Here is a 22,016-nt window from a genome sequence, read left to right on the forward strand (position 1 = left end):
CGTGCAGAAGATGCAGAAACCATCGCGCTACGGTACACGCAGTGGCGTGCGAGGGCACCGTTGCGGCCCGTGTGTGACCGTGCGTTGCTGTGGAGTGCGATGGAGTTGCTCCACTGCGTCATGGTCGTCGGACCTCTTGGCTGCAACGCATCGGACGCGGCAACGGCCTGCCCGTGCGCACGCAGCCGTGGCGGTGCGGGCAGCGCCGTTACTTCACAAATGTCGAGGTGCCCTGCCGGCAACGCGTCGCGCCGTAGGCCATCGTGTAACTTTCGTCGAAGCAGCGCAGCAGGCCAACCAGCACTTCCGGATTGGGTGGCGAACGCGCCTTTCCTTTATCTCAAGACGGCCGGGCACGGCCCGCAAGATCATGGGCCTTCCTGCCCGTGTCCACGTCCCTGCCCGGCCTTGCAGCGAACCTTACAACAAGGTTCCGCTGAGAATCGCCGCGGCAATGCTGAAATAGATCACCAACCCGGTGACATCCACCAAGGTGGCCACGAACGGCGCCGAGGCACTGGCGGGATCGAAGCCGAAGCGTTGCAACACGAACGGCAGCATCGAGCCGGACAAGGAGCCGAAGGTGACGATGCCCACCAGCGCCGCGCCGATGGTGAGCGCCACCATCTGCCAGTGCGGGCCGTAGTCGTACAGGCCGGCGTTCTGCCAGATGGCGATGCGCACGATCGCCAGCACGCCCAGAATCGCGCCCAGCGTGAGCCCGGTGGGCAACTCGCGCAGCGCCACCTTCCACCAGTCGCCCAGGCGGATTTCGCGCAATGCCAGCGAGCGGATCAGCAGCGAGGTGGCCTGCGAGCCGGAGTTGCCGCCCGAGCTCATGATCAACGGAATGAACAAGGTCAGCACCACCGCCTTGGACAGCTCGTCCTCGAAGTGCTGCATGGCGCTGGCGGTGAGCATTTCGCCCAGAAACAACACGCTCAGCCAGCCGGCGCGCTTCTTGATCATCTGCCCGAAGCCAATCTGCATGTACGGCTTGTCCAGCGCTTCCATGCCGCCGAACTTGTGCACGTCTTCGGTGGATTCGGCGATCAACGCATCCAGCACATCGTCCACGGTGACGATGCCCAGCACGTGGCCGCAGGCATCCACCACCGGGATCGCCAGCAGGTCATGGCGGCGGATCAGCCGCGCCACTTCTTCCTGATCCAGGGCCGGGTCTACGGTGACCGGCGGATTGACCTGCGCCACCTCCAGGATCGGTGCCTCGGCCGCGCCGGTGATCAACCGGCGCATGGTCACCACCTGCTGCAGCACACGCGTGTGCGGATCCAGCAGATAGATCGCATACACGGTCTCGCGGCTGCGCTCCACATCGCGGATGTGCTGCAAGGTGCGTCCCACCGTCCAGTCCGACGGCACCGCCACGAACTCGGTGGTCATCAGCGCACCGGCGGTGTTGGGCGGGTAGCGCATCAAGGCCTGGATCGACAGCCGCGCTTCTGCGCTGAGCCGCCACAACAGCGGCTCGCGTTGATCGGCGTCCAGGCCGTGGAAGATGTCGGTGGCGCGGTCGTCGGCCATCTGCCCGAGCAGCACGGCGGCATGCTCGGCCGGCAGCTGCGCAACCAGCGCACTGGCATCGCGCAGCTCGGGTTGTTCGAGCAGCTTCACCGCACGCGGCTGCGGCAACACCGCCAGCAGATGCGCGGCGGCGTCGCGGTCGAGGGTGTTGAGATATTCCACCGCATCGGCCGTGTTGAGTTCGGCCAGGGGTGCGGTCAATGCATCGACGCCTTGGGCAAGGCGCAGGGTTTCGTTGTACATGGGGGTTCGCCTGGTGACGACCGTCGTCGATGACAGCCGGCGAACCTGAAGCCTCAGGCGCTCGTCAGCTGGGTCATCGACCCGGGTCTAGGGTGACTGTCGCTGGACATGAGAGTGAGCTCCGTAAGTGCGGCCGAGCGGATGCCCCGGTCGGTGCGCGGCGCAGTCTGCGCGCATGTGTCCGCCTGGTCAATGCCTCGCGTGCGGCGCGCTTAAGTGGGCGTTGGCAGGGCAATCGCGTGCTGCACGCAGCCAGCGTTGTCACGCGTCGCGACGATTGGCAGCGGCGTTTCGCCTGCAACAAAATTGCGACACGCACAGATCCTGCTGCGTCGTGCACATAGGCGCGGGGCATGCGCAGCGGCAAGGCGCAGCGTTGCCATCGGTTGCCGTTGCATCCTGCACGTAGATGCGCATGCGCCGATCGGCCGCAGTGAACCGGCTGTCGCAAACCTGTGCTGTGCGGCACGGCAATCGGTACAGTTCGCTTCCCGGCATCGCCGTTCCCGCACAGCGTTTGCGGGAGCCGCACCGGCCATCGCATCCGCGCCACTCCGTTGCTTTGCCAGGAACCTTTCATGCCGTCTTTCAAGTCGTTTTTGTTACATCGCGCCAGTCCCGTGTGCCTATGCGTTGCCGCTGGTTGGGGCACGGTGGCGATGGCGCAGACCGTGTTGCCCGACGCCACGCCGGTGCACGCGCATGAAACCACCCAGCATGACGGGCACGAGTGGGGCTACACCGGCCCGGAAGGCGCCGAGCACTGGGCCGAACTGGCCAAGGAAAATGCGCTGTGCGGCAATGGGCAGCAGAACAGCCCCATCGATCTGAAGGACGCGATCGACGCCACGCTGGGCAAGCTGCAACTGGACTACGGCGCCGTGCCGCTGGTGGTGCGCAACACCGGCCACTCCATCCAGCTGGATCTGCATGCCGGCGGCACGATGCGGGTCGGCGGCAAGCAGTACGATGCCCTGCAGCTGCATTTCCATCATCCCAGCGAGCACCTATTGAATGGCCGGCGCTTTCCGATGGAGGCGCACATCGTGCACCAGGGCCCGGACGGAACGCTCGGCGTGCTGGCGATCTTCTTCGAGACCGGCAAGGCCAATCCGGCCTTCCAGCGCGTGCTCGATGCCATGCCGAACGACAAGAACCAGACCCGGCAGGTGGCCGATGCGGTCGTGCGCGCCAGCGATTTTCTCCCGCCCGCCACTCAGCGCAGCTTCTACCGCTACGAAGGCTCGCTGACCACCCCGCCCTGCAGCGAAACGGTGGATTGGGTGGTCTTGAGTCAGCCGGTGCAGGTGTCCAGGGAACAGATCAACGCGTTCGAGCGCGTGTACCCGTTCAACGCGCGCCCGCTGCAGCCGCTGGATCGTCGCTTCCTGCTCAAGAGCCACTGAGCCCGGCGCAAGCGCGCCGCCTCCATCGCAGCGCGCTGAACACTGTTTGCTCCTAGCTCCGCGTCTACTCGCTAGACCGACAGCCGACGTCCGTTGTGCGTTAGCTGTCGGGTTGGCTGCCTGCCTTGCGTGGCATAGCGGAGATCAGCGCGTTGCACGCGTGCGGATCGCGCGCGGCGGCTTGCGTCGTCGTGCCGGGGTTTGGGGGACGGGCACGCTCCGCTTCCACCGCACGCAACAAGAGCACTCGGCCGCCATTGTCTGAAGGCGGGGTCAAGGCTCAGCCGTGACGGCCGCTGTCAACGGCCCCGGCACAGGCATGCAAGCCGGCTGCCTGCCTTGCGCGGCATAATGCGCACCTCAACGGAGAGTGCAACATGCATAGCGGCGGCCTCGAACTGGCCTTGGTCCTGATGCTGGCGGCGATCGTGGCCGTGCCGGTGTTCAAGCGCTTCGGCCTGGGTGCGGTGCTGGCGTACCTGGTTGCCGGCGTGGTGCTCGGGCCCGATGGCGTGGGCGTGGTGCAGGATGCCGAACGCATCAGCGGTGCAGCCGAGATCGGTGTGGTGATGCTGCTGTTCGTGATCGGGCTGGAGCTGTCGCCGGCGCGGCTGAAGGTGATGCGCCATTCGGTGTTCGGCGCCGGCACCACCCAGGTGGTGATGACCGCGCTGATCCTGGGCGGCCTGCTGATGGCCGGGCAACTGGGCTGGAAAACCTCGCTCATCGTCGGCGTGGCGCTGGCGCTGTCGTCCACTGCGGTGGGCCTGCAGCTGCTGGCCGAACGCAAGGCGCTGGGCAGCGATTACGGACGACTGGCCTTCGCCATCCTGCTGTTCCAGGACTTGATCGCCATCCCGCTGCTGGCCGCCATTCCGCTGCTGGGCGGCAGCAAAAATGCCACGCTGGACTGGCAGGACGTGGCCAAGGCGCTGGTGGCGTTGACGCTGGTCATCCTGTGCGGCCGCTTCGTGCTGCGGCATCTGTTCAATGTGGTGGCGCGCACGCGCATGCCCGAGGTGTTCACCGCCAGCGCCTTGCTGGTGGTGCTGGGCACTGCCTGGATCATGCAGGAGGCCGGCCTGAGCGCCAGCCTGGGCGCCTTCATCGCCGGCGTGCTGCTGGCCGATTCGGAATTCCGCCACGAGCTCGAATCGCAGATCGAGCCGTTCGAAGGCTTGCTGCTGGGGCTGTTCTTCATTTCGGTGGGCATGGGCATCGATCTGGACCGGGTGGTGTCCGAACCGTGGTTGATCGCCGCCGGCGTGGGCATCTTGCTGCTGGTCAAGTTCGCGCTGCTGGTGGGGATCGGCACGGTGGCGAAGCTGCCGCTGCGCAGCAGCCTGATGCTGGGTGGCGTGTTGTGGCTGGGCGGCGAATTTGCGTTCGTGGTGTTCAACGAGGCCGACCGCGTCGGCCTGCTGGACGCCGCCAACCACGACCGCCTGGTCGCCATCGTGGGTGTGTCGATGGCGCTGACGCCGCTGTTGCTGCTCGGCATCCAGCGCGTGCTCAATGGCCCGCTGCGTATCAAGGTGCCCAAATCCGAGCGCCCCTACGACACCATCGATACGCAGACGCCCAAGGTGCTGATCGCCGGCATGGGCCGCTTCGGCCAGGTGATCGCGCGCCTGCTCACCGCGCGGCACGTGCCGTTCGTGGCGCTGGAACACAACCCGGACACGGTGGAGGATCTACGCCGCTTCGGCAGCCAGCTGTACTACGGCGACCCGACCCGCCCGGAGCTGCTGCGCGCCGCCGGTGCCGAGCGCATCAAGGTCTTTGTGATCGCGGTGGACGACCCGGACACCAACATCAAGACGGTGCGGCTGATCCGCCGCCTGTACCCGAACGCCACGGTGCTGGCGCGTGCGCGCAACCGCCAGCACGCCTGGAAACTGATGGACCTGGGCGCCGAGCCGTTCCGCGAAGTGTTCGCCTCCAGCCTGGAGTTGGGCGGGCGCGTACTGACCTCACTGGGGCTTGGCGAGGCCGACGCGCAGGAGCACGTCACACGCTTCCGCCACCACGACGAAGACCTGCTGCGCCGCCAGCATCTGGTCTACGACGACGAAGCCAAGGTGATCCAGACCTCGCGCGATGCACGCGAAGACCTGATGCATCTGTTCGAAGCCGACGTCAAGGCCGAAGTGGATCCGGAGCCTGCACCGGTTACGCCCGAGCGATAAGACACGCAAGGGCGCATGCAATCACGCGCGCTTAGTCGCAGTTGAGGGAAGCCCGTAGGAGCGCGCTCGCGCGCGATGCGGCGTTACCGCATCTCTATCCGTACAGAAGCCCAAAACCGGATGCTCCCGTTCCAGAGCGACATCCCAAAACAACCTCAATTCGCCATGGGTCCGCATCTCCCATGCACGCCAGCCGCACACACGTAGGAGCGCGCTCGCGCGCGATGCGGCATTCCCGATAAGGCCTCATCGCGCGCAAGCGCGCTCCTACGCACTCTTTCCGCGTCTCTACGAAGCGCTCTTCTTGACGGCTTTGGTTGCCGGCTTCGTCGCCTTTTTGGTGGCGCGCTTGGTGACCGCCTTGGTGGTCGCCTTGCTCGGCGACGCCGCTGCTGCAGATTTCCCGGCAACCGCGGCGCTGCGCTTGGCAAGCGCCTTGGCGACTTTTTTCGCAGCCTTCTTGACTGCCTTCTTGGCGCTCTTCTTCGCCGGTGCCGCCGCACCCGCACGTGCCTCAGGCGGGCGACGCGGCGGCGGTTTGCGGCCCGGGGTGAGCGCACGCCAGGCGTGCCCGCCATTCATCGCCAGCAACGCATCGGCCGCCGACGGGCCGGCACTGCCAGCCGCGTAATTGGGGAAGTCACTGGGCGGTTGCTTCCACGCATCCAGGATCGGCTGCACGATGCGCCACGCGCCTTCCACCATCGCCGCATCCTGGAACAGGCCAGCCTCGCCATTCATGCAGTCCTGCAGCAGACGCTCGTAGCCAACGGTGTATTCCTTCGGGAACCAGTCGCGGTAGCGGAAGTCCATCCGCACCGGCGCCAACGCCACTTGCGCGCCCGGGCGCTTGACGTCGAACTGCAGCGAGATGCCTTCGTCGGGCTGGATATGCAGCACCAGCCAGTCGGGGCCGTAGCCGCCCACTTCGGTGCTGCGGAATGGCGCCAACGGTGCAGGCTTGAAGCGGATCGCAATCTCGGTGGTGCGTTCGCGCAGGCGCTTGCCGGTGCGCAGATAGAACGGCACGCCGGCCCAGCGCCAGGTGTCGACCTGCAACTTCATCGCCACGAAGGTTTCGGTTTCCGACTCGTCCGGTACCGTGTCTTCTTCGCGGTATCCCGGCACGGCGCTGCGATTGACCGCACCGGACGCGTACTGCCCGCGCACCACGTCTTCGGGTTTGATCGGGCGGACCGCTTCAATCACCTCGGCGCGGCGGCGATGCATCGCCTCGGTGGTGAACGCGGCCGGCGGCTCCATCGCAATCATCGCCAGCAGCTGGAACAAATGGTTGGGCACCATGTCGCGCAGGCAGCCGGTGGGATCGTAGAAACGCCCGCGCCCTTCCACACCGATGGTTTCGGCGGCGGTGATCTGCACGTGGTCGATCCGGTCGCGGTTCCACACCGGCTCGAACAGGCCATTGGCGAAGCGGAATGCCAGGATGTTCTGCACGGTTTCCTTGCCCAGGAAATGGTCGATGCGGAACACCTGGTCTTCGTGCAGCACGCGCGCAACTGTGGCATTGAGATGCTTGGCACTGGGCAGGTCGTGGCCGAACGGTTTTTCCACGATCACCCGCCGCCAGCCGGCGCCCTCGCGCTGCTTGACCAGCCCCGCCTCGCCCAGATTCAGCAGCACCGGCTCGAAGAAGCGCGCGGCGGTGGCGAGATAGAACAGCACATTGCCGCGGGTGCCATAGCGCTTGTGCAGTTTTTCCAGCACGCCGTCCAGCGCTTGGTAGGCACGCAAGTCGGTGAAGTCGCCGCGCACGTAATGCATGCGCTCGCGCAACCAGTCCCAGGTATCGGTATCGAATCCATCGGCCTGGAACTCGGCATCGCGGCTGCTCAGCAGCTCGGTCATCGCCTTGCCCATGTTGGTGCGCCAGGCACGCTCGGTAATGTCGCCGTGGTCCATGCCGACAATGGCGAATTCCTCGCCAAGTGCACCGGCGCGGCGCAGGTTGTACAGCGCCGGCATCACCAGGCGCCGGGTCAGATCACCGCGCGCACCGAACACCACGATGATGCACGGCGGGGTGGTCACTTGCTCACTCATGGATGCGTCTCCTTCTCGCCCATGCGTCCATGCAGGCGCAATGCCGCATTGACCAGGGCCACGTGGGAATACCCTTGCGGGAAGTTGCCAAGCATGCGTTTGCTGCGAGGGTCGTACTCTTCGGCGAGCAGGCCCACGTCGTTGCACAGCCCGAGCAGGCGCTCGAGCAATGCGCGCGCCTGCTCGGTGCGGCCAAGCAAGGCGTAGTTTTCCACCAGCCAGAAACTGCAGGCGATGAAGGTGCCCTCGCCGGCCGGCAGGCCGTCGGCACTGTCGTCGGCGCGATAGCGTTCGACCAGCCCATCGATGGTGAGATCGCGCGCGATGGCGTCGGCGGTGGCAGCAATGCGCGGATCATCCGGTGGCAGGAAGCCGACGATGGGAATCAGCAATAACGAGGCATCCAGCCGATCCGAGCCGTAGCTCTGCACGAAATACCCATCCAGGTGCACGCCTTTTTCCAGCACCTCGGTGCGGATTTCTTCGGCGATGCGGCCCCAATGCGCGCGTTTTTCGGCGCTGGCATTGGTGATGCCGTCGCGGCAGCCGCAATCGAAGGCCAGCCATGCCATGACTTTGGAGTGCACGAAGTGGCGGCGTTCGTCGCGCACTTCCCAGATGCCTTCGTCGGGTGTGCGCCACAGGTCTTCGAGCATTTCCAGGAAATGCTCCAGCAGCGAGGCCGAAGAACCGTCGTCATCGGCCGGCGGCGGTACGCCTTTTTCGCGTGCGTAGTGAAACGCGCCGATCAGTTCGCCGTAGACGTCGAGCTGAAACTGGTCTACCGCGCCGTTGCCGATCCGCACCGGGGCCGAGCCTTCGTAGCCGGGCAACCAGTGCGCTTCCCATTCCTGCAGGCGACGCTCGCCGGCGATGCCGTACAGCGCCTGCAGCTGATCCGGCGAACCGGCGATGGCCCGTTGCACCCAATCGCGAAATGCCGAGGCTTCATCGCGGTAGCCGGCCTGCAACAACGCGATCAGGGTGAACACCGAATCGCGCAGCCAGCAGTAGCGGTAATCCCAGTTACGCGTGCCGTCCAGGTGTTCGGGCAGCGAGGCAGTGGGCGCGGCGACAATGCCACCGGTGGGCAGATAACTCAGCCCCTTCAGCACCACCAGCGATCGCTTCACCTGCTGCGTCCACGGCCCCACATCGGTGCACCGCCGCGCCCAGCCGTGCCAGAACGCGGTGGTGCGCTGCAGGGCTTCATCCGGGTCGATGGCCGGCGGCACGGTCTGGTGCGACAGGCCGTGACTGAGCAGAAACCAGGTGCTTTCGCCCTCGCGCAGGGTGAAGTCGGTTTCGGTGCCCAGGTCCTTGCCTTGCAGCGTCTGCGGCGTGCGCAGTGCCAGCTGATCCGGACCGGCAATGGCGCGAATGCCGCCATCGATGCTGGTCACCCACGGCACCGTGCGGCCGTAATTGAAGCGGAAAGTCAGGCGCATGTGCATGGGCACTTCGCCCTGTACGCAGCGCACCATGCGCACCAGATGCTGATGCACCTCGCCGTCGTCGCTGGCCACCATGAAGTCGACCAGTTCCACCGTGCCGGTGTCGGTGATGAGCCGGGTGCGCAGCACCAGGCTGTCGTCTTCGTAGGCGCGCTCGCTGCGGAAATCGGCGGCCGGTGCCAGCGCCCATTGGCCGTGTTCCGGCGTGCCCAGCAGCGAGGCGAAGACTGCATCGGAATCGAAGCGTGGCAGGCACAGCCAGTCGATGGTGCCGCAGTGGTCGACCAGGGCCGCGCTGTGGCAATTGCCCAGCATGGCGTGGTCCTCGATACGGACGCTCATCGGGTGGGCGCTTCCTTCGTGCGAGTCAAACACCAGTGTTGCACGCGAGGTGTCGGGATCGGGTTACGAATGCACCGGCAAACGCAGCAGTGGTGGCACCGTGTGTTCCAGCCGGCGGATCAGTTCCGGCTGCATGTAGGTGTAGTCGTCGGGAATCTGCAGGCAGGCCACACGGCAGTGCCGCAGGTGCGCAGCGAAGCGCCGGCGCAACAGCTGCAGATGGCGGCGCTCCATCACCAGTACCAAATCGCTGTCGTGCAGCAGCTCCGGTGTGACCGGTTGCTCGGCATCGGGCGCCAGCCCGGCCGATTGCGTGAGCACATTCGGCCACTGCGCGAAGACGTGCTCGGCGGTAGGGCTGCGCAGCCGGTTGCGGCTGCACACGAACAGCACCCGCAACGGCGCGAAGGCGCGCTGGCTCAGCGGCCTTCGCGCAGGAAGCGCGCCATCGACGACACCCCCGGCAACGCCGGTTCGAACTGGCCAGCCACGTCGATGAAGCCGCGCATGATCGCAATCTCGCGCGGGGTGCGGTTGAGCGCGTCGCGACGGTCCGAATCGGCGCCGGCACGCAACAGGCGCTGCACCAGCAGGGGCAGCCCATGCAGGGCCGCCAGATGCAGCGGGCCGAAGCCGCGTTGATCGGCCACGTCCAGCGCCACGTCTTCGTCGAGCAGGCGCTCCACACCGGCCAGCACCACCTGCTCGTCGCAGGCGGTGCCAGGTTCAGCGCGCGCGCCCAGCAACATCAGCAGCGGGCTGACCCGCCCGCCGGCCAGGTAATCCGGGTCGGCGCCGGCCAGCAGCAAGGTGTCCAGCAGCGCTAGCAGGCGGATCTTGTCGCGCGCGGTGAAGCCGTACAGCGCGGCGCAATGCAGCGCCGCCAGGCCCTGGTCGTCGTTGGCATGCACCTCGGCACCAGCGGCGAGCAGGCGCGCCACGATGTCCGGCAGGCCCAGCGCACAGGCCAGCATCAGCACGGTGACGCCACCGGGCAGGCGGTGTTCGATCTGCGCGCCGGCCGCCAGCAGCGCCGCCACGATCTCGGTCTGGCGCATGCTCACCGCCGCCGACAATGGCGTGGCGCCGCTGTTGGCGGCACGCTGCGGGTCCGCGCCACGGCCGAGCAGATGGGTCACCACGGCCAGATGGCCGCTGCCGGCTGCACGCAGCAGTGCGGTGCAGCCCTGCGCGTCCACCGCATCCACCGGCAGGCCGAGGTCGATGAGGCGCCGCACCGCATCGGTATCGCCGGTCATCGCCGCGGCCGGCACATCAGCCTCGCGCAGCGTGCGGCGTGGCAGCGACCAGATGCGCCAGTCCAGCCAATCGGCCAGATCGCGCCGGCCGATCGACAACGCCACGCCCAGCGGGGTCTGCCCGTCGGCGGCGCGCGCTTCCGGCGAGGCACCCTGCTTGACCAGCAATTTGAGCGAGGCCTCGCGGCCCAGCGCGGTGGCCAGATGCAGCGCGGTCATGCCGTGGCTGTCGCGCGCTTCGCGGTCCACGCCGTGTTCGAGCAGCCACTGCTGCAGGCGCAACCAGCCCAGGCGCACCGCCAGCGACAGCGGCGGGTCGCCAGCGGCCGACGGCGCGAATGGGTCGGCGCCGCGTTCCAGTAATTCCAGCGCGAACTGTTCCAGCCCGCGCGAGGCCGCATCGTGCTGCACGCAGGCGCTGAGCAGGCGGGTCAGCCCGCCGGCACCGGCCGGCGAGACGCCGTGGCGCAGCAACACCTGCAGCGCCGGTATCGCTTCGACGCCACGCGAGAGCAGCGCGAACATCGGCACGTCACCGCAGGCATCGCGCACCTCGGCATCGGCCCCGTGGCGCAGCAGCCAGTCGACCGCGTCGGCATTCAGGGCCAGGTGCGCGTCGTGCAGCAGGCCGCCCAGTTCTTCCGGGCCGCACAGCCTTGCCAGTGCAACCAGGCCATCGCGCTGGCCCAGCTGCAGGCCTTCGCGCAACAGCACCAGCGGCGGGCGGTCCGGTAGTTGCGTGGTGGGACCGACACCGTCGCCGTGCGCGTCACTCACCGCCGAGGGCAGCGGATAGGCCGGATCGAGCAGGCGCACGATCGCCCAACGGCCTGCTTCGGCGGCCACGTCCACGGCGCGGCGGCCGTGCATGTCCTGCGCATCTGCGGGGACGTCCAGCTCCAGCAGGCGCCGGATCAGCGCTGGCGACACGGTGTCGGCAGCGCAGGCCAGCATCACCGCATTGCGGCCGTCGCCATCGATCGCCAGCACGTCGGTCTTGCGCGCCACCAGCCGCTCCAGCACCGCGCTGCGGGCCTGGCGGGCGGCATCCAGCCACGGCGTGCGGCCGAGCAGGTCGCGCGCTTCCAGATTCGCGCCGGCCGCCAGCAGCGCCTCGACGATGTCGCCGTGCCCGGCCAGCGCGGCTTCGTGCAGCGCACTGCGGCGCTGGCGGTCGCGCGCATCCACGCGCGCCTTGTGCTTGAGCAGCAGTTGGACGCCGGCCGGGTCGTCTTCCTCGGTTCCGGCGGCCGCCAGCAACACCGGCGCACCACCGGCCGGCTCGGACTGCGCGCCGCGTTCCAGCAGGAACTTGGCCAGGCGCCAATTGCCGACCTGGCAGGCCATTGCCAGCGGCGAGTGGCCTTCGTTATTGAGCGCATCCAGTCCGGCGGCGGCATCGCGCAGCAGCGCGGCCACGCCGGGGTCGGAACTGCGCACCGCGTGGTGCAGCGGCGTGTTGCCGTCGTTGTCGGTGGCGCGCGGGTCGGCGCCGTTGGCCAGCAGCGTCATCACCGCATCCGGGCGGCCATGCCAGCTGTCGCGGGTGGCCGCCAGCAGCGGGGTCATGCCGCGGTGCGGCTGGTTCACATCTACGCGCCGGGTGATCAGTTCGCGCAACAGGCGCAGGTCAGGCAGCACGGCAGCCAGCGCCGGCAGGCTGCGTTGATCGCGCCATTCCGGCAGCGGCAGCGCCTGCGGGTCGGCGCCGGCCTCGAGCAGTTGCAGCGCCCGATCCACGCGCCCGCCGCGGGCGGCTTCATACAGCTCCGGCACCAGCTGGTGCTGGGCCACCGGTTCCAGCGGGCCGGGTTCGGCCGCGGCTTCGGAGAAGAAATCCGCGGCCTGACGGGGCGCCAGTGTCTCGGTGCGCGCCGGCGGCACGGTGCGCTGCAGCACCAGGTGGGCAGCCGGCAGCAACACGCTCGCGGCGACCGCCAGGCCCCAACGCAGTCCGCCGGACAGACCGCCCGGCCATGCCAGCGCCACGCCCAGCCCGCACACCGCCAGCACCAGGGCCGCGACCAGCAGGCCCCGCCAGGCATGCAGTTCCTGCGTGGCCAATGCATGCCAGCGTGGCGTCAGCGGGCCGCCGTCGCGTTCCACCTCGCCCCACAGCGGCCAGGTACGCCACAGCCCCAGCAACGCGGCGCTCACCGCCACACTGAGCGCCAGCGCGGCGGCCAGGCTGCCGCTGTCGCGCAGGGCGGTCAGCGGCCAGGTGATCAGCGCGCCGAGGGCGAGCAGGCCAACGCCCCACAGCGTCAGCAAAGGCGGCAGGCCTGGCAGCAGTGCGCGGGGGTGGGACGGCAACGCGCGGGTGCCGCGCAGCCACGACACCGCCAGCGCAAAGGCCGGTTGCGCCAGCCACAGTGCCAGCGCGGCAACAACGCCGCCCACGCCGCCGAGCAGGGTGAGCACCACGCCGGCCGCAGCGGCCAGCCCCGCAGCGCGCAGCCGCGCGGCTCGCTGCGGCTCAGTCATAGTCGCACTCGCCCGCCAGCACCACCGTCTTCGGCAATTGCAGATAGAAGCCGTGGCTGGCCAGCGCCGCGCGCACGGTGTTCGCGTCGGCCTGCGCCAGACGGCGCTCCGGCGTCAACGCCACGTCCAGCACGAACGCGAACGGCGCCAACCGCGCCTGCACGTCGGCAGGAATCACGGAGAAATCGTCACGCGTGGCGAGATAGACGAACGTGTCCTGCTTGCGTTGGCTTTTATAGACGTAGGCGTGCATGCGCGCGTGGTCGCGCTCTAGGTGATGTGGGTCGCAGGATTGTGTCCCAATTGCGGCCATGGCGAAAGCGCGGCACGCGCGGAAAATCCCAGTCGCGTCAGCCACATGACCGTCACGTTCAGTTGCGCCATCAACGGGTGGCCTACCCGCCACCGATATACTGCGGTCACTTTTTGCCAGCCAGACCACCGTGAGCCAAGCGCATCGTTCGTCCCAGATGGCCCCGGTCGCCATCACTGCCTTCACCGCCACTACTGCGCTCGGCGCCGGATTGGACGCCCAGGCCAGCGCGCTGCGCGAACGCCGCAGCGGCATGCGCCGCAACGATTTCGGCCCGCAGCCGCTGGAATGCTGGATCGGCCGGGTTGCCGGCGTGGAAGACGTGGTGCTGCCAGACGCGCTGCAAGGCTGGGACTGCCGCAACAACCAGCTGGCCTGGCTGGCCCTGCAACAGGACGGCATGGCCGCCGCCGTGCAGGCCGCCGCCCAGCGCTATGGCGCCGAGCGCGTGGCGGTGGTGATGGGCACGTCCACCTCCAGCGTGGGCGCCAGCGAAGAGGCCTACACGCGCCTGGTCGAAGACGCCCACGGCCTGCGCTTCCCGGACGACCTGCAGCGCCCGATCGTGCACACCCCGCATTCGCTGGGCGATTTCGTGCAGCACGCCACCGGCCTGCGCGGGCCGGCGATCACCGTGGCCACGGCGTGTTCGTCCAGCGCCAAGGTGTTCGCCCAGGCGGCGCGGTTGATGGCGGCCGGCGTGGTCGACGCGGCCCTGGTCGGCGGCGTGGATACCTTGTGCGGCAGCGTGTTGTTCGGCTTCAACTCGTTGCAGGTGGTGGCACCGCAGCTGTGCCAGCCGTTCGACGCACGCCGGGTCGGCCTGAGCCTGGGCGAGGCCGGCGGGTTTGCCCTGCTCGAGCGCCCCGCCGCCGCGCCGGACGCCGCGCAGTGGTTGTACGGCTATGGCGAATCCAGCGATGCCCACCACATGTCGGCCCCGCACCCGCAGGGCCTGGGCGCGCAGTTGGCGATGCGTGGCGCGCTGGACACCGCCGGGCTGGATGCCGCGGCGGTGGGCTATCTCAACCTGCATGGCACCGCCACGCCGGCCAACGACAGCGTCGAGGCGGCCGCGGTGGCAGCGATCTTCCCCGACACCCTGCATGCCAGTTCGACCAAGGCCTGGATGGGCCACACGCTGGGTGCGGCCGGCATCGTGGAGTCGGTGATTGCGCTGCTCGCGCTGCGCGACGGCCTGCTGCCGGGCACGCTCAACAGTGCGGTGCCCGATCCCGCCTGCGGCCCGCAGATCCGCTTCGATAACGCCCATTCCCGGATTCAGTACGCAATGAACAACTCCTTTGGCTTCGGCGGCAACAACTGCTCGCTGCTGTTCGGGCAGGCACGCTGATGTTGACGGCCACCATCGAAGGCATCGGTTTCTGGACCCAGGGCCTGCCCACCTGGGATGCGGCGGTCGCGTTCGCGCATGGCGCTGACCTGCAGGACACCCCGACCCGTCCGTCCCCCCAGTTGCTCGCTCCCAACGAGCGCCGGCGCGCGCCGGACACCGTGGCGGTGTCGCTGGACGCCGCGCTGGCCGCCTGCCACGCCGCCGGCCGCGACCCCACCACGCTGCCATCGGTATTCACCTCCACCCACGGCGATCTGGCGATCACCGACTACATGTGCACCACCCTGGCCAGCGACCCAACGGCCATCTCGCCGACCAAGTTCCACAACTCGGTGCACAACGCCGCCGCCGGTTACTGGACCATCGGTGCCGGGGCGATGACCCCGACCACCGCGCTCAGCGCCGGCGCCGGCAGCTTCGCGCAAGGCCTGCTGGAGGCGCTGATGCAACTGGGCGCCGGCGCCGAGGCGGTGTTGCTGGTGGGCTACGACGCGCGCTCGATCGGGCCGCTGGGGCGGGTGTCGCCCAGCGAAGGCCTGCTTGGCGCCGCACTGGTGCTGGGTGCGCCCGGCCAGGCCGGCAAGCCGCAGCTGGCACTTCGCTTCGACGACGGCGTGCCCACGCCGGGCGATGGCCCGCTGGCGCGCCACATGGCCGCCAACGCCATGGCGCCGATGCTGCCGCTGTTCGACTCACTGGCCGCAGGCGGCACCCACACCGCGCTGTACGCCGGCCCGGGGCGCGTGCTGCAGGTGGAGGTGCAGCCATGAGCCGCATCCCGCTGAGCCGCGACGACACCGCGATCCTGGTGCCGGCCTTGAACGAGTCGCTGCGCATCCGCGAGGTGGTCAACGACGCGCTGACCTATTGCTCGCAAGTGATCGTGATCGACGACGGCTCCGATGACGGCACCGCCGATTGCATCGCCGATTTGCCGGTCACCCTGATCCGCCACCCGCAGCGCATGGGCAAGGGCGCCGCACTGCGCAGCGGCTTTGCCGAAGCCCAGCGGCAGGGTATGCGCGCGGTGATGACGATGGACGGCGACGGCCAGCACAAGGCCGCCGATTTCCCGCGCCTGCTGGCTGCGGCGAACCGCCACCCGGGCGCAGTGATCGTGGGCGCGCGCATGCGCAAGCGGGCCACCCAGCCCACCATCCGCCGCATCGGCAACGACTTCGGCGACTGGGGCATTGCCTGGGCCTGCGGCTTCCGCCTGGTCGACAGCCAGAGCGGCCAGCGCCTGTATCCGGCCTCGGTATTCACCCTGCCCGACGTGCCCGGCGAAGGCTTCGTGTTCGAAGCACAACTGCTGATCTCCGCCGCGCGCCAGGCCGGTGCACGCGTGGTCGCGGTGCCGATCGAAACCCGGTACGCGGGCACCTCGCCCGGCACCTTCCGCAAGAGCCATTTCCGGCTGGTCCGCGATCTGTGGAACATCACCTCGCACGTGGTCAAGCAGGTGTGGGCTTACGGCCATATCTGGCGCGAATACCGCCGCGTGCGCGCACACCCGGTGCTGATTGACGACCCGGACGGCGAATTTGCTACTGTGCGCGCGGTCACCAAGAGCAATCCATCCACATGAGTGCACAACGCGCAGATGTCGTGATCACCGGCGGTGGCCTGGCCGGCCTGAGCCTGGCGCTGCAGTTGCGCCAACGCGATCCGGCACTGGCCATCACCGTGCTGGAACGCCGCGCGCACCCGGTGCGCGAGGCGGCCTTCAAGGTCGGCGAATCAACTGTGGAGATTGGCGCGCATTACTTCGCCGATGTGCTCGGCCTGCGCGAACATCTGGAAGCGGAGCAGATCCGCAAGTTCGGTTTCCGCTTCTTCTTCTCCGACAAGCGCGAGGACATCGACCGCTGCACCGAACTGGGCGTCAGCAAGATCCTGCCGACGCCGTCATGGCAGATCGACCGTGGCCGCTTCGAGAACTTCCTCGGCGAGCGCGCGCGCGCGCAAGGCATCGTGTTTCTGGACAGCTGCAGCGTCAAGGGCGTGGACCTGAGCGACGACGATGCCAGCGACCACAGCGTGCGCTACGAACGCGGCGGCGAAGCCGGCACGCTCAACGCGCGCTGGGTGGTGGATGCCAGCGGCCGCGCTGGATTACTCAAGCGTAAGTTGGGCCTGGCGCAGGACAACGCACACGACGCCAACGCGGTGTGGTGGCGAGTGGAAGGACTGATCGACCCCAATGCCTGGTCGCAGGACAGCAGCTGGCTGCAGCGCTGCACGCCGCCGGACCGCTGGCGTTCGACCAATCACATGTGCGGGCCCGGTTACTGGTTCTGGCTGATTCCGCTGTCGTCCGGTGCGCATTCGCTGGGCATCGTCTGCGATGCGGCGATGCATCCGCTGGAAACCATGAACACCCATGACAAGGCGATGGCCTGGCTGCGCACGCATCAGCCGCAGGTTGCCGCCACCCTGGACCAGACCGATTACCGGCTGCAGGACTTCCTGTTCCTGCGCAACTTCTCGTACGGCTGCAAGCAAGTGTTTTCCACCCAGCGCTGGGCGCTGACCGGCGAGGCGGGCGTGTTTCTGGACCCGTTCTATTCGCCTGGCAGCGACTTCATCGCCATCTCCAACACCTACATCTGCGAACTGATCGGCCGCGACCGCGCCGGCCGCTCGCTCAGCCCCTACGTGGAGCTTTACGAGCAGCTGTATTTCTCGTTCTACGAAAATACCTTGAGCCTGTATCAGGACCAGTACGCCTTGTTCGGCGATGCACAGGTGATGCCGGTCAAGGTGATCTGGGACTACACCTATTACTGGTCGTTGCTGGCGCCACTGTTCTGCAGCGGGCGCATCGCCGACCTGAGCCTGCTGGCGCGCATGAAGGCAGACTTTTTCTATGCGCGCGACATGAATCTGGCCATGCAGCGCGTGCTGCATGACTGGGGCCAGCACAACACCGCGCTGGGCACGGTTACCGGTGACGGCCGCCTGCTCGATCAATACCTGATCGGCTGGTTCAATGAACTCAACGGCGCACTGCACGACACCTTGGACGACGAGGCATTTGCCGCGCGCATCCACGCCAACATCGCGCGCATGGCGGTGCTGGCCCGCGAGATCCTGGAACAGGCCCGCCAACGCCACACCGCCCTGCCCGACCACGGCCTGGCCGCACTCACCGCCAACGCCGTCGGCGACCCGATCCTCACCGCCGCGTGGTATGCCGACGCCGCGTAAAGTGCACAGAACGCGCCTAACCGGCGCGTTTTTTGTCGGTGCGGCCGCAGCCTAGCGCTAGGCCATGATTTGCCAGCGTGGCCGCAGCCCGTTGCGTCACGCATGCGAATGCACGCAGGTGTGGGCAACAGCTCGCTTGTTCCCGACGGCTTGAATTCAGCCCATGCCGCCGTTGATGCCAATCACCTGGCCGTTGATGTAACCAGCAACATCCGAGCACAGGAACGCCACCAGCGCGGCAACTTCGTCGGGTGTGCCAACGCGGCCAGCCGGCACCATCTGCTTGATCATCTCCGGCGCGAAGCTGTCGCCGACCATCTCGCTTTCGATCACGCCCGGTGCGACCACGTTGACGGCGATGCCGCGGCTGGCCATCTCGCGCGAAAGCGATTTACTGGCGCCATGCAGCGCGGCCTTGGCAGCGGCGTAATTGGTCTGGCCGCGATTGCCCAGCACCGCCGCCACCGACGACACGCTGACGATGCGGCCCCAGCGCGCGCGCGCCATCGGCAGCAGCAGCGGTTGGGTGACATTGAAGAAACCGTGCAGCGACACATCGATGACCCGATGCCACTGTTGCGCGTTCATGCCGGCCATCGGCGCGTCGTCGTGGATGCCGGCGTTGTTGACCACGATGTGGATCGGCCCGGCCTCCAGCAACGCCGCTAACGCATCTGCGCTGGCCCGCGCATCGGCCACATCGAAGGCGACCGCTTCGGCACTGCCGCCCGCGGCCACGATGGACGCCACCACTTCCTCGGCCCGGGCGAGATTGCGATTGGCATGCACAATGACGTGCCGGCCCTGCGCCGCTAGCTGACGGCAGATCGCACCGCCAAGATCGCCGCTACCGCCGGTGACCAGCGCACGGCGCTGTGGAACAGATGTGCTCATGGAAACCTCGTCGGGGCCGCAATTGGCAGCAGCAAGCGCACCATCCTAGCGATTCACGCGCGTCGCCGGAACCGCCGCCCTACGTAGGAGCGCGCTTGCGCGCGATGACGCGTTACCGCGAATGCCTATCGTGCGCGAGCGCGCTCCTACGCCAAGTTAGAACGATCGATTAGGCCTGCGCGGCGCCCAACATCACCGTGGCGCGCCCTTCGGCCAGCAGCTGCTCGCCGTGGGTGAGCCGGAAGCTGTATTGCTGGCTGTCCTCGCCCTGCAGCAACAACTGCGCTTGGCAGGTGATCGCATCGGGCAGGTCATCGAGATAGGCCACGTGCAACTCCACACCGCGCAGCGCCACCAGCATGCCCGCGCGCACCGGTTTGCCCGATGCCTGGCCCAGCAACCCACCGTGCACCGCCATCGCCTGCGCGCCGTATTCGCACAGATGCAGCGCGCGCAGGCGTCCATCGGCACGCAACGGGTGCTCGGCACTGTGATGCGCGCGGCTCTGCACCACGATGCGCTGCGCGTCCCAGTCCAGCACCGCTTCCCACAGGCACATGGCGCCCTGGTGCGGAATCAGCGCCGCAATCGCCTCACGTCCGAGCATCGCTCACCTCGCCTGCGGTGCGCTCCAGCGCCGGCTCTCGCGACACCAGCAACGCCAGGATGAAATTGAACAGCACGCCCAGGGCGACCGTGCTGCCAATGGCGCGCAGCACCGGGATGCTGGAGGCCGCCAGCAACGCGAACACCAGCAGCGTCATCAGGCTGCAGACGATCAGCGCGTGCAAGGTGCGCAATTGATCGGCGTGATCATCGCCGGCATGGTCGAAGAACAGCGCGTAATCCAGGCCCAACCCCGCGGCAAGGATCAGCGCGATCAGATGGAACAGGTTGAGCTCCACGCCCATGCCGCGCAGGATCGCCAGAATCAGCACGGTGGTCAGCGCCATCGGCAGCAATACGCGCACGATACGACGCGGGCTGCGCAGCGCAATCGCCACCGTTGCCGCCAGCAACAACGCGGCCAGCAGCAGCGCACCGAGTACGCGCCCACGGTAGGCGGCGACCAACGATTCGGACGCCTCCTTCAGATCGAGCAACTGCGCGCCGCTGCCCTGCACGGCGCTGGCGATGACGGCCGGATCGCGCAGACCGGTGAGCGATACCAGCGCAGTGCTGCGGTCGCTGCGCCCCAGCAACAGGCCGCCGACCGACGTCGCCAGCGGCGAGCCAGCCAGATCCTTCGGCGTCAGCGGCGCGGCCTGCTTGGCGGTCTGCAGATCCTGCAGGAACGGCGCAAACACATCGCTGCGAAACGGCGTGGCTGCCACCGCTTGTTGCAGCAGCGCGCTGGCTTGGGTTGCATCGGGCAACGCGGCCTGGCGTGCCTGCTGGGTCTTGGCGCTGGGCAAGTACCGCGCGGCCATGTCGTAACCGACCAAGGCACCCTCACGCACCAACGCATCCAGACGCGGCCGCAAACGCTCGCTGGCCTGCAGCGCGGCTTCGTCCGATGGCGCGGACAGCGCCAGCACATACCGCACATCCGGTGCGCCCAGTTCCTGGCGCAAATGGGTGTCCTGCGCCAGCGCCTTGGGCGGCACCGGAGTGAGTTTGGACAAGTCGTTCTGCCAGAACTGCCCGGGCGCAAAGGCAATCACCGCGATGCCCACCACCGCAATCACCGCCAGGCTGAGGCGCGGACGTGGCAACCGCGCAATCGCGCGCCACAGCGCGGCCAGCAGGCGCGAATCGGCATAGTCGCGCGGCGCCGGATCGATCAACCACGGCAGCAGCCAGCGCGTGGTGACCGCCGCAGTGGCCAGGCCGGCGATGGTGAACACCGCCAACTGGCGCAGGCCGTCCACACCGGAAAACAGGAAGGTCACATACGCAATGCAGGTGGACACCACGCCGGTGGCCAGCGTGGGCCACAGATGCCGCGCATTGGCGCGTGGATCCAGGCCCGGGCGTTGATGACTGAACAGGTGAATCGGGTAGTCCTGCACTACGCCGATCAAGGTGAAACCAAAGGCCACGGTGATGCCGTGCACACCGTCGAACAGCAACGCCACTGCGCCCAGGCCTGCCAGCCCGGCGCTGGCCAGCGGCAGCACGCCGAGCACCGGAATTTTCCAGCTGCGGTAGGCCACCAGCAGCAACAACACCAGACCCACCGTGTCCAGTGTGCCGATCCACTGCGCCTCGCCCTGCGTGCGCGCGGTAATTTCCACCGCGAACGCCCCCGGGCCGGTCAGCGTCATCCGCGTGGCAGTGCCGGCGCTGACCTTGGCAAAGGCCGCCTGCACGGCGTCGTAGGCCAGTTGCTGGCCGGTCGGGTCGAAGCCGGCGGCACGCGTCTGTACCACCAGCAGCGCCGAGGTGCCGGCACGGTCGAACCACACCTCATCGTGTGTCTGCGGCGCGGCGGCTGGCTGCAAGGTTTCGGCCAGATGCAGCACTTCCAGCGTAGGGTCACGCGGCAGCAGCGGTTCCACCATCGCGCCGGCGGGCGAACCCAGATCCTGCACGCGCGCCTGCAGCGCCGTCTCCAGCGCAGCGGCATCCAGGGGTGCGGCATCGAAGCTGTCGCTGAGCAGGTAGCGGTACGGCAACAGGCGCTGCGGAATCGCCTCCAGGCCTGCGCTACCGCCATTGCCGACCAGCTCGAACAGGTCCGGCTGCGCGGCCAGTGTGCGATACAGCGCGCGCGACTGCGCCGCCAAGGTCGCCGGGTCGCTGTTGGACAGCGACATCAACAACAGCCGCGAGCCAGGGCCTTCGCCGAGTTCTTCGATCAACAGCTTTTGCGCCGGCGTGCGCGGAGCGGGCATGAATTTACGCAGGTCACCGGAGACCTTGAGCGTTTCGCTCAACCAGAAACCAGCCACCGCCAGCAGCGCCAACCACAGCAGCGCCAAGCCGATGCGCCGGTTGGCATTTAACTCAAACGCCATGTGCCAGCTCCCGCTGCGTGGCCGAACGTGCACTGGCCGCACGCGCGGCATCGGGCAGCAACAGTGCTTTCAGTTTGCTGAGAGCGGGCATGAACTTCCTTAAATCGCCCGACGCCTTGAGCGTCGCGCTTAACCAGACACCGGCTATTGCCGGCACTGCCAGCCACAGCAGCGCCAAGCCGATGCGCCGGTTGGCGTTCAATTCAAACGCCATGTGCCGGCTCCAATGTCATGGCACCACGTGCACCGGCCGAGAGCGACATCAAGAGGTGCTGGCGCTGTGCGCTGCCGATGGG

General features: G+C 67.8%; 16 protein-coding genes. 6 read left to right on the forward strand and 10 right to left on the reverse strand.

All coding sequences use genetic code 11. The features are described from left to right. Positions 1–420 precede the first annotated feature (420 nt). Complete coding sequence (gene mgtE, locus ACD584_RS11080) at positions 421–1,788, reverse strand: magnesium transporter (RefSeq protein ID WP_014506170.1); 1,368 nt, start codon at positions 1,786–1,788, stop codon at positions 421–423. Positions 1,789–2,366: 578 nt separating this feature from the next. Here mgtE and ACD584_RS11085 point away from each other — a divergent pair. Further along, entirely contained in the window at positions 2,367–3,194 is an 828-nt protein-coding gene (locus ACD584_RS11085) for a carbonic anhydrase (RefSeq protein ID WP_076035780.1), read from the forward strand. Positions 3,195–3,571: 377 nt separating this feature from the next. Then, a complete protein-coding gene (locus ACD584_RS11090; RefSeq protein ID WP_042598002.1) occupies positions 3,572–5,383 on the forward strand; it encodes a monovalent cation:proton antiporter-2 (CPA2) family protein in 1,812 nt (603 codons plus the stop codon). 288 nt (positions 5,384–5,671) lie between these two features. Here ACD584_RS11090 and zwf read toward each other — a convergent pair whose 3' ends face one another. The 5 genes from zwf to ACD584_RS11115 all read right to left on the reverse strand — a co-directional run bounded on the left by zwf (position 5,672) and on the right by ACD584_RS11115 (position 13,239). Next, positions 5,672–7,447, reverse strand: coding sequence for a glucose-6-phosphate dehydrogenase (gene zwf, locus ACD584_RS11095; protein ID WP_181921327.1), 1,776 nt, complete (start codon positions 7,445–7,447; stop codon positions 5,672–5,674). Beyond that, positions 7,444–9,243 carry a glycoside hydrolase family 15 protein gene (locus ACD584_RS11100; protein ID WP_076035778.1) on the reverse strand — a complete coding sequence of 600 codons (1,800 nt, stop codon included), beginning with the start codon at positions 9,241–9,243 and terminating at the stop codon, positions 7,444–7,446. Before ACD584_RS11100 ends, zwf begins: the two co-directional genes overlap by 4 nt. A gap of 63 nt (positions 9,244–9,306) precedes the next feature. Next, positions 9,307–9,636: a low molecular weight protein tyrosine phosphatase family protein gene (locus ACD584_RS11105; protein ID WP_076035777.1), complete on the reverse strand. Its 330-nt coding sequence runs from the start codon at positions 9,634–9,636 to the stop codon at positions 9,307–9,309. 26 nt (positions 9,637–9,662) lie between these two features. Continuing rightward, entirely contained in the window at positions 9,663–12,986 is a 3,324-nt protein-coding gene (locus ACD584_RS11110) for an ankyrin repeat domain-containing protein (RefSeq protein ID WP_076035776.1), read from the reverse strand. After that, positions 12,979–13,239 (reverse strand): YcgL domain-containing protein, encoded by a 261-nt coding sequence (locus ACD584_RS11115; RefSeq protein WP_070693869.1) that lies wholly within the window; start codon positions 13,237–13,239, stop codon positions 12,979–12,981. The genes ACD584_RS11110 and ACD584_RS11115 overlap by 8 nt, the downstream gene beginning before the upstream one ends. 217 nt (positions 13,240–13,456) lie before the next feature. On the opposite strand from ACD584_RS11115, the gene ACD584_RS11120 reads away from it, so the two are divergent. From ACD584_RS11120 to ACD584_RS11135, 4 genes are read left to right on the forward strand one after another with little or no spacing between them, the layout of a single operon-like run. Then, positions 13,457–14,653, forward strand: a complete 1,197-nt coding sequence (locus ACD584_RS11120; protein WP_011039069.1) for a beta-ketoacyl-[acyl-carrier-protein] synthase family protein — start codon at positions 13,457–13,459, stop codon at positions 14,651–14,653. Further along, on the forward strand, positions 14,653–15,426 hold the full coding sequence (locus ACD584_RS11125) for a beta-ketoacyl synthase chain length factor (RefSeq protein WP_076035775.1): 774 nt from the start codon (positions 14,653–14,655) through the stop codon (positions 15,424–15,426). The genes ACD584_RS11120 and ACD584_RS11125 overlap by 1 nt, the downstream gene beginning before the upstream one ends. Then, entirely contained in the window at positions 15,423–16,244 is an 822-nt protein-coding gene (locus ACD584_RS11130; RefSeq protein ID WP_076035774.1) for a glycosyltransferase family 2 protein, read from the forward strand. The genes ACD584_RS11125 and ACD584_RS11130 overlap by 4 nt, the downstream gene beginning before the upstream one ends. Then, positions 16,241–17,866 (forward strand): NAD(P)/FAD-dependent oxidoreductase, encoded by a 1,626-nt coding sequence (locus tag ACD584_RS11135; RefSeq protein ID WP_076035773.1) that lies wholly within the window; start codon positions 16,241–16,243, stop codon positions 17,864–17,866. Before ACD584_RS11130 ends, ACD584_RS11135 begins: the two co-directional genes overlap by 4 nt. Positions 17,867–18,022: 156 nt before the next feature. Here ACD584_RS11135 and fabG read toward each other — a convergent pair whose 3' ends face one another. From fabG to ACD584_RS11155, 4 genes are all read right to left on the reverse strand, one after another. Continuing rightward, the gene (gene fabG / locus ACD584_RS11140) at positions 18,023–18,760 is read right to left on the reverse strand and encodes a 3-oxoacyl-ACP reductase FabG (RefSeq protein ID WP_070693877.1); all 738 of its coding nucleotides are present in this window, start codon (positions 18,758–18,760) and stop codon (positions 18,023–18,025) included. A 169-nt stretch (positions 18,761–18,929) separates the two neighbouring features. Beyond that, positions 18,930–19,367 carry a phosphotransferase gene (locus ACD584_RS11145; RefSeq protein ID WP_076035772.1) on the reverse strand — a complete coding sequence of 146 codons (438 nt, stop codon included), beginning with the start codon at positions 19,365–19,367 and terminating at the stop codon, positions 18,930–18,932. Continuing rightward, complete coding sequence (locus ACD584_RS11150; protein WP_076035771.1) at positions 19,354–21,720, reverse strand: MMPL family transporter; 2,367 nt, start codon at positions 21,718–21,720, stop codon at positions 19,354–19,356. Before ACD584_RS11150 ends, ACD584_RS11145 begins: the two co-directional genes overlap by 14 nt. Next, a complete protein-coding gene (locus ACD584_RS11155) occupies positions 21,710–21,934 on the reverse strand; it encodes a hypothetical protein (protein ID WP_076035770.1) in 225 nt (74 codons plus the stop codon). The genes ACD584_RS11150 and ACD584_RS11155 overlap by 11 nt, the downstream gene beginning before the upstream one ends. Between the last annotated feature and the right edge of the window lie 82 nt (positions 21,935–22,016).

It is taken from the genome of Xanthomonas sp. NCPPB 2922 (assembly GCF_041520885.1).
Taxonomy (GTDB): Bacteria; Pseudomonadota; Gammaproteobacteria; order Xanthomonadales; family Xanthomonadaceae; genus Xanthomonas; species Xanthomonas campestris.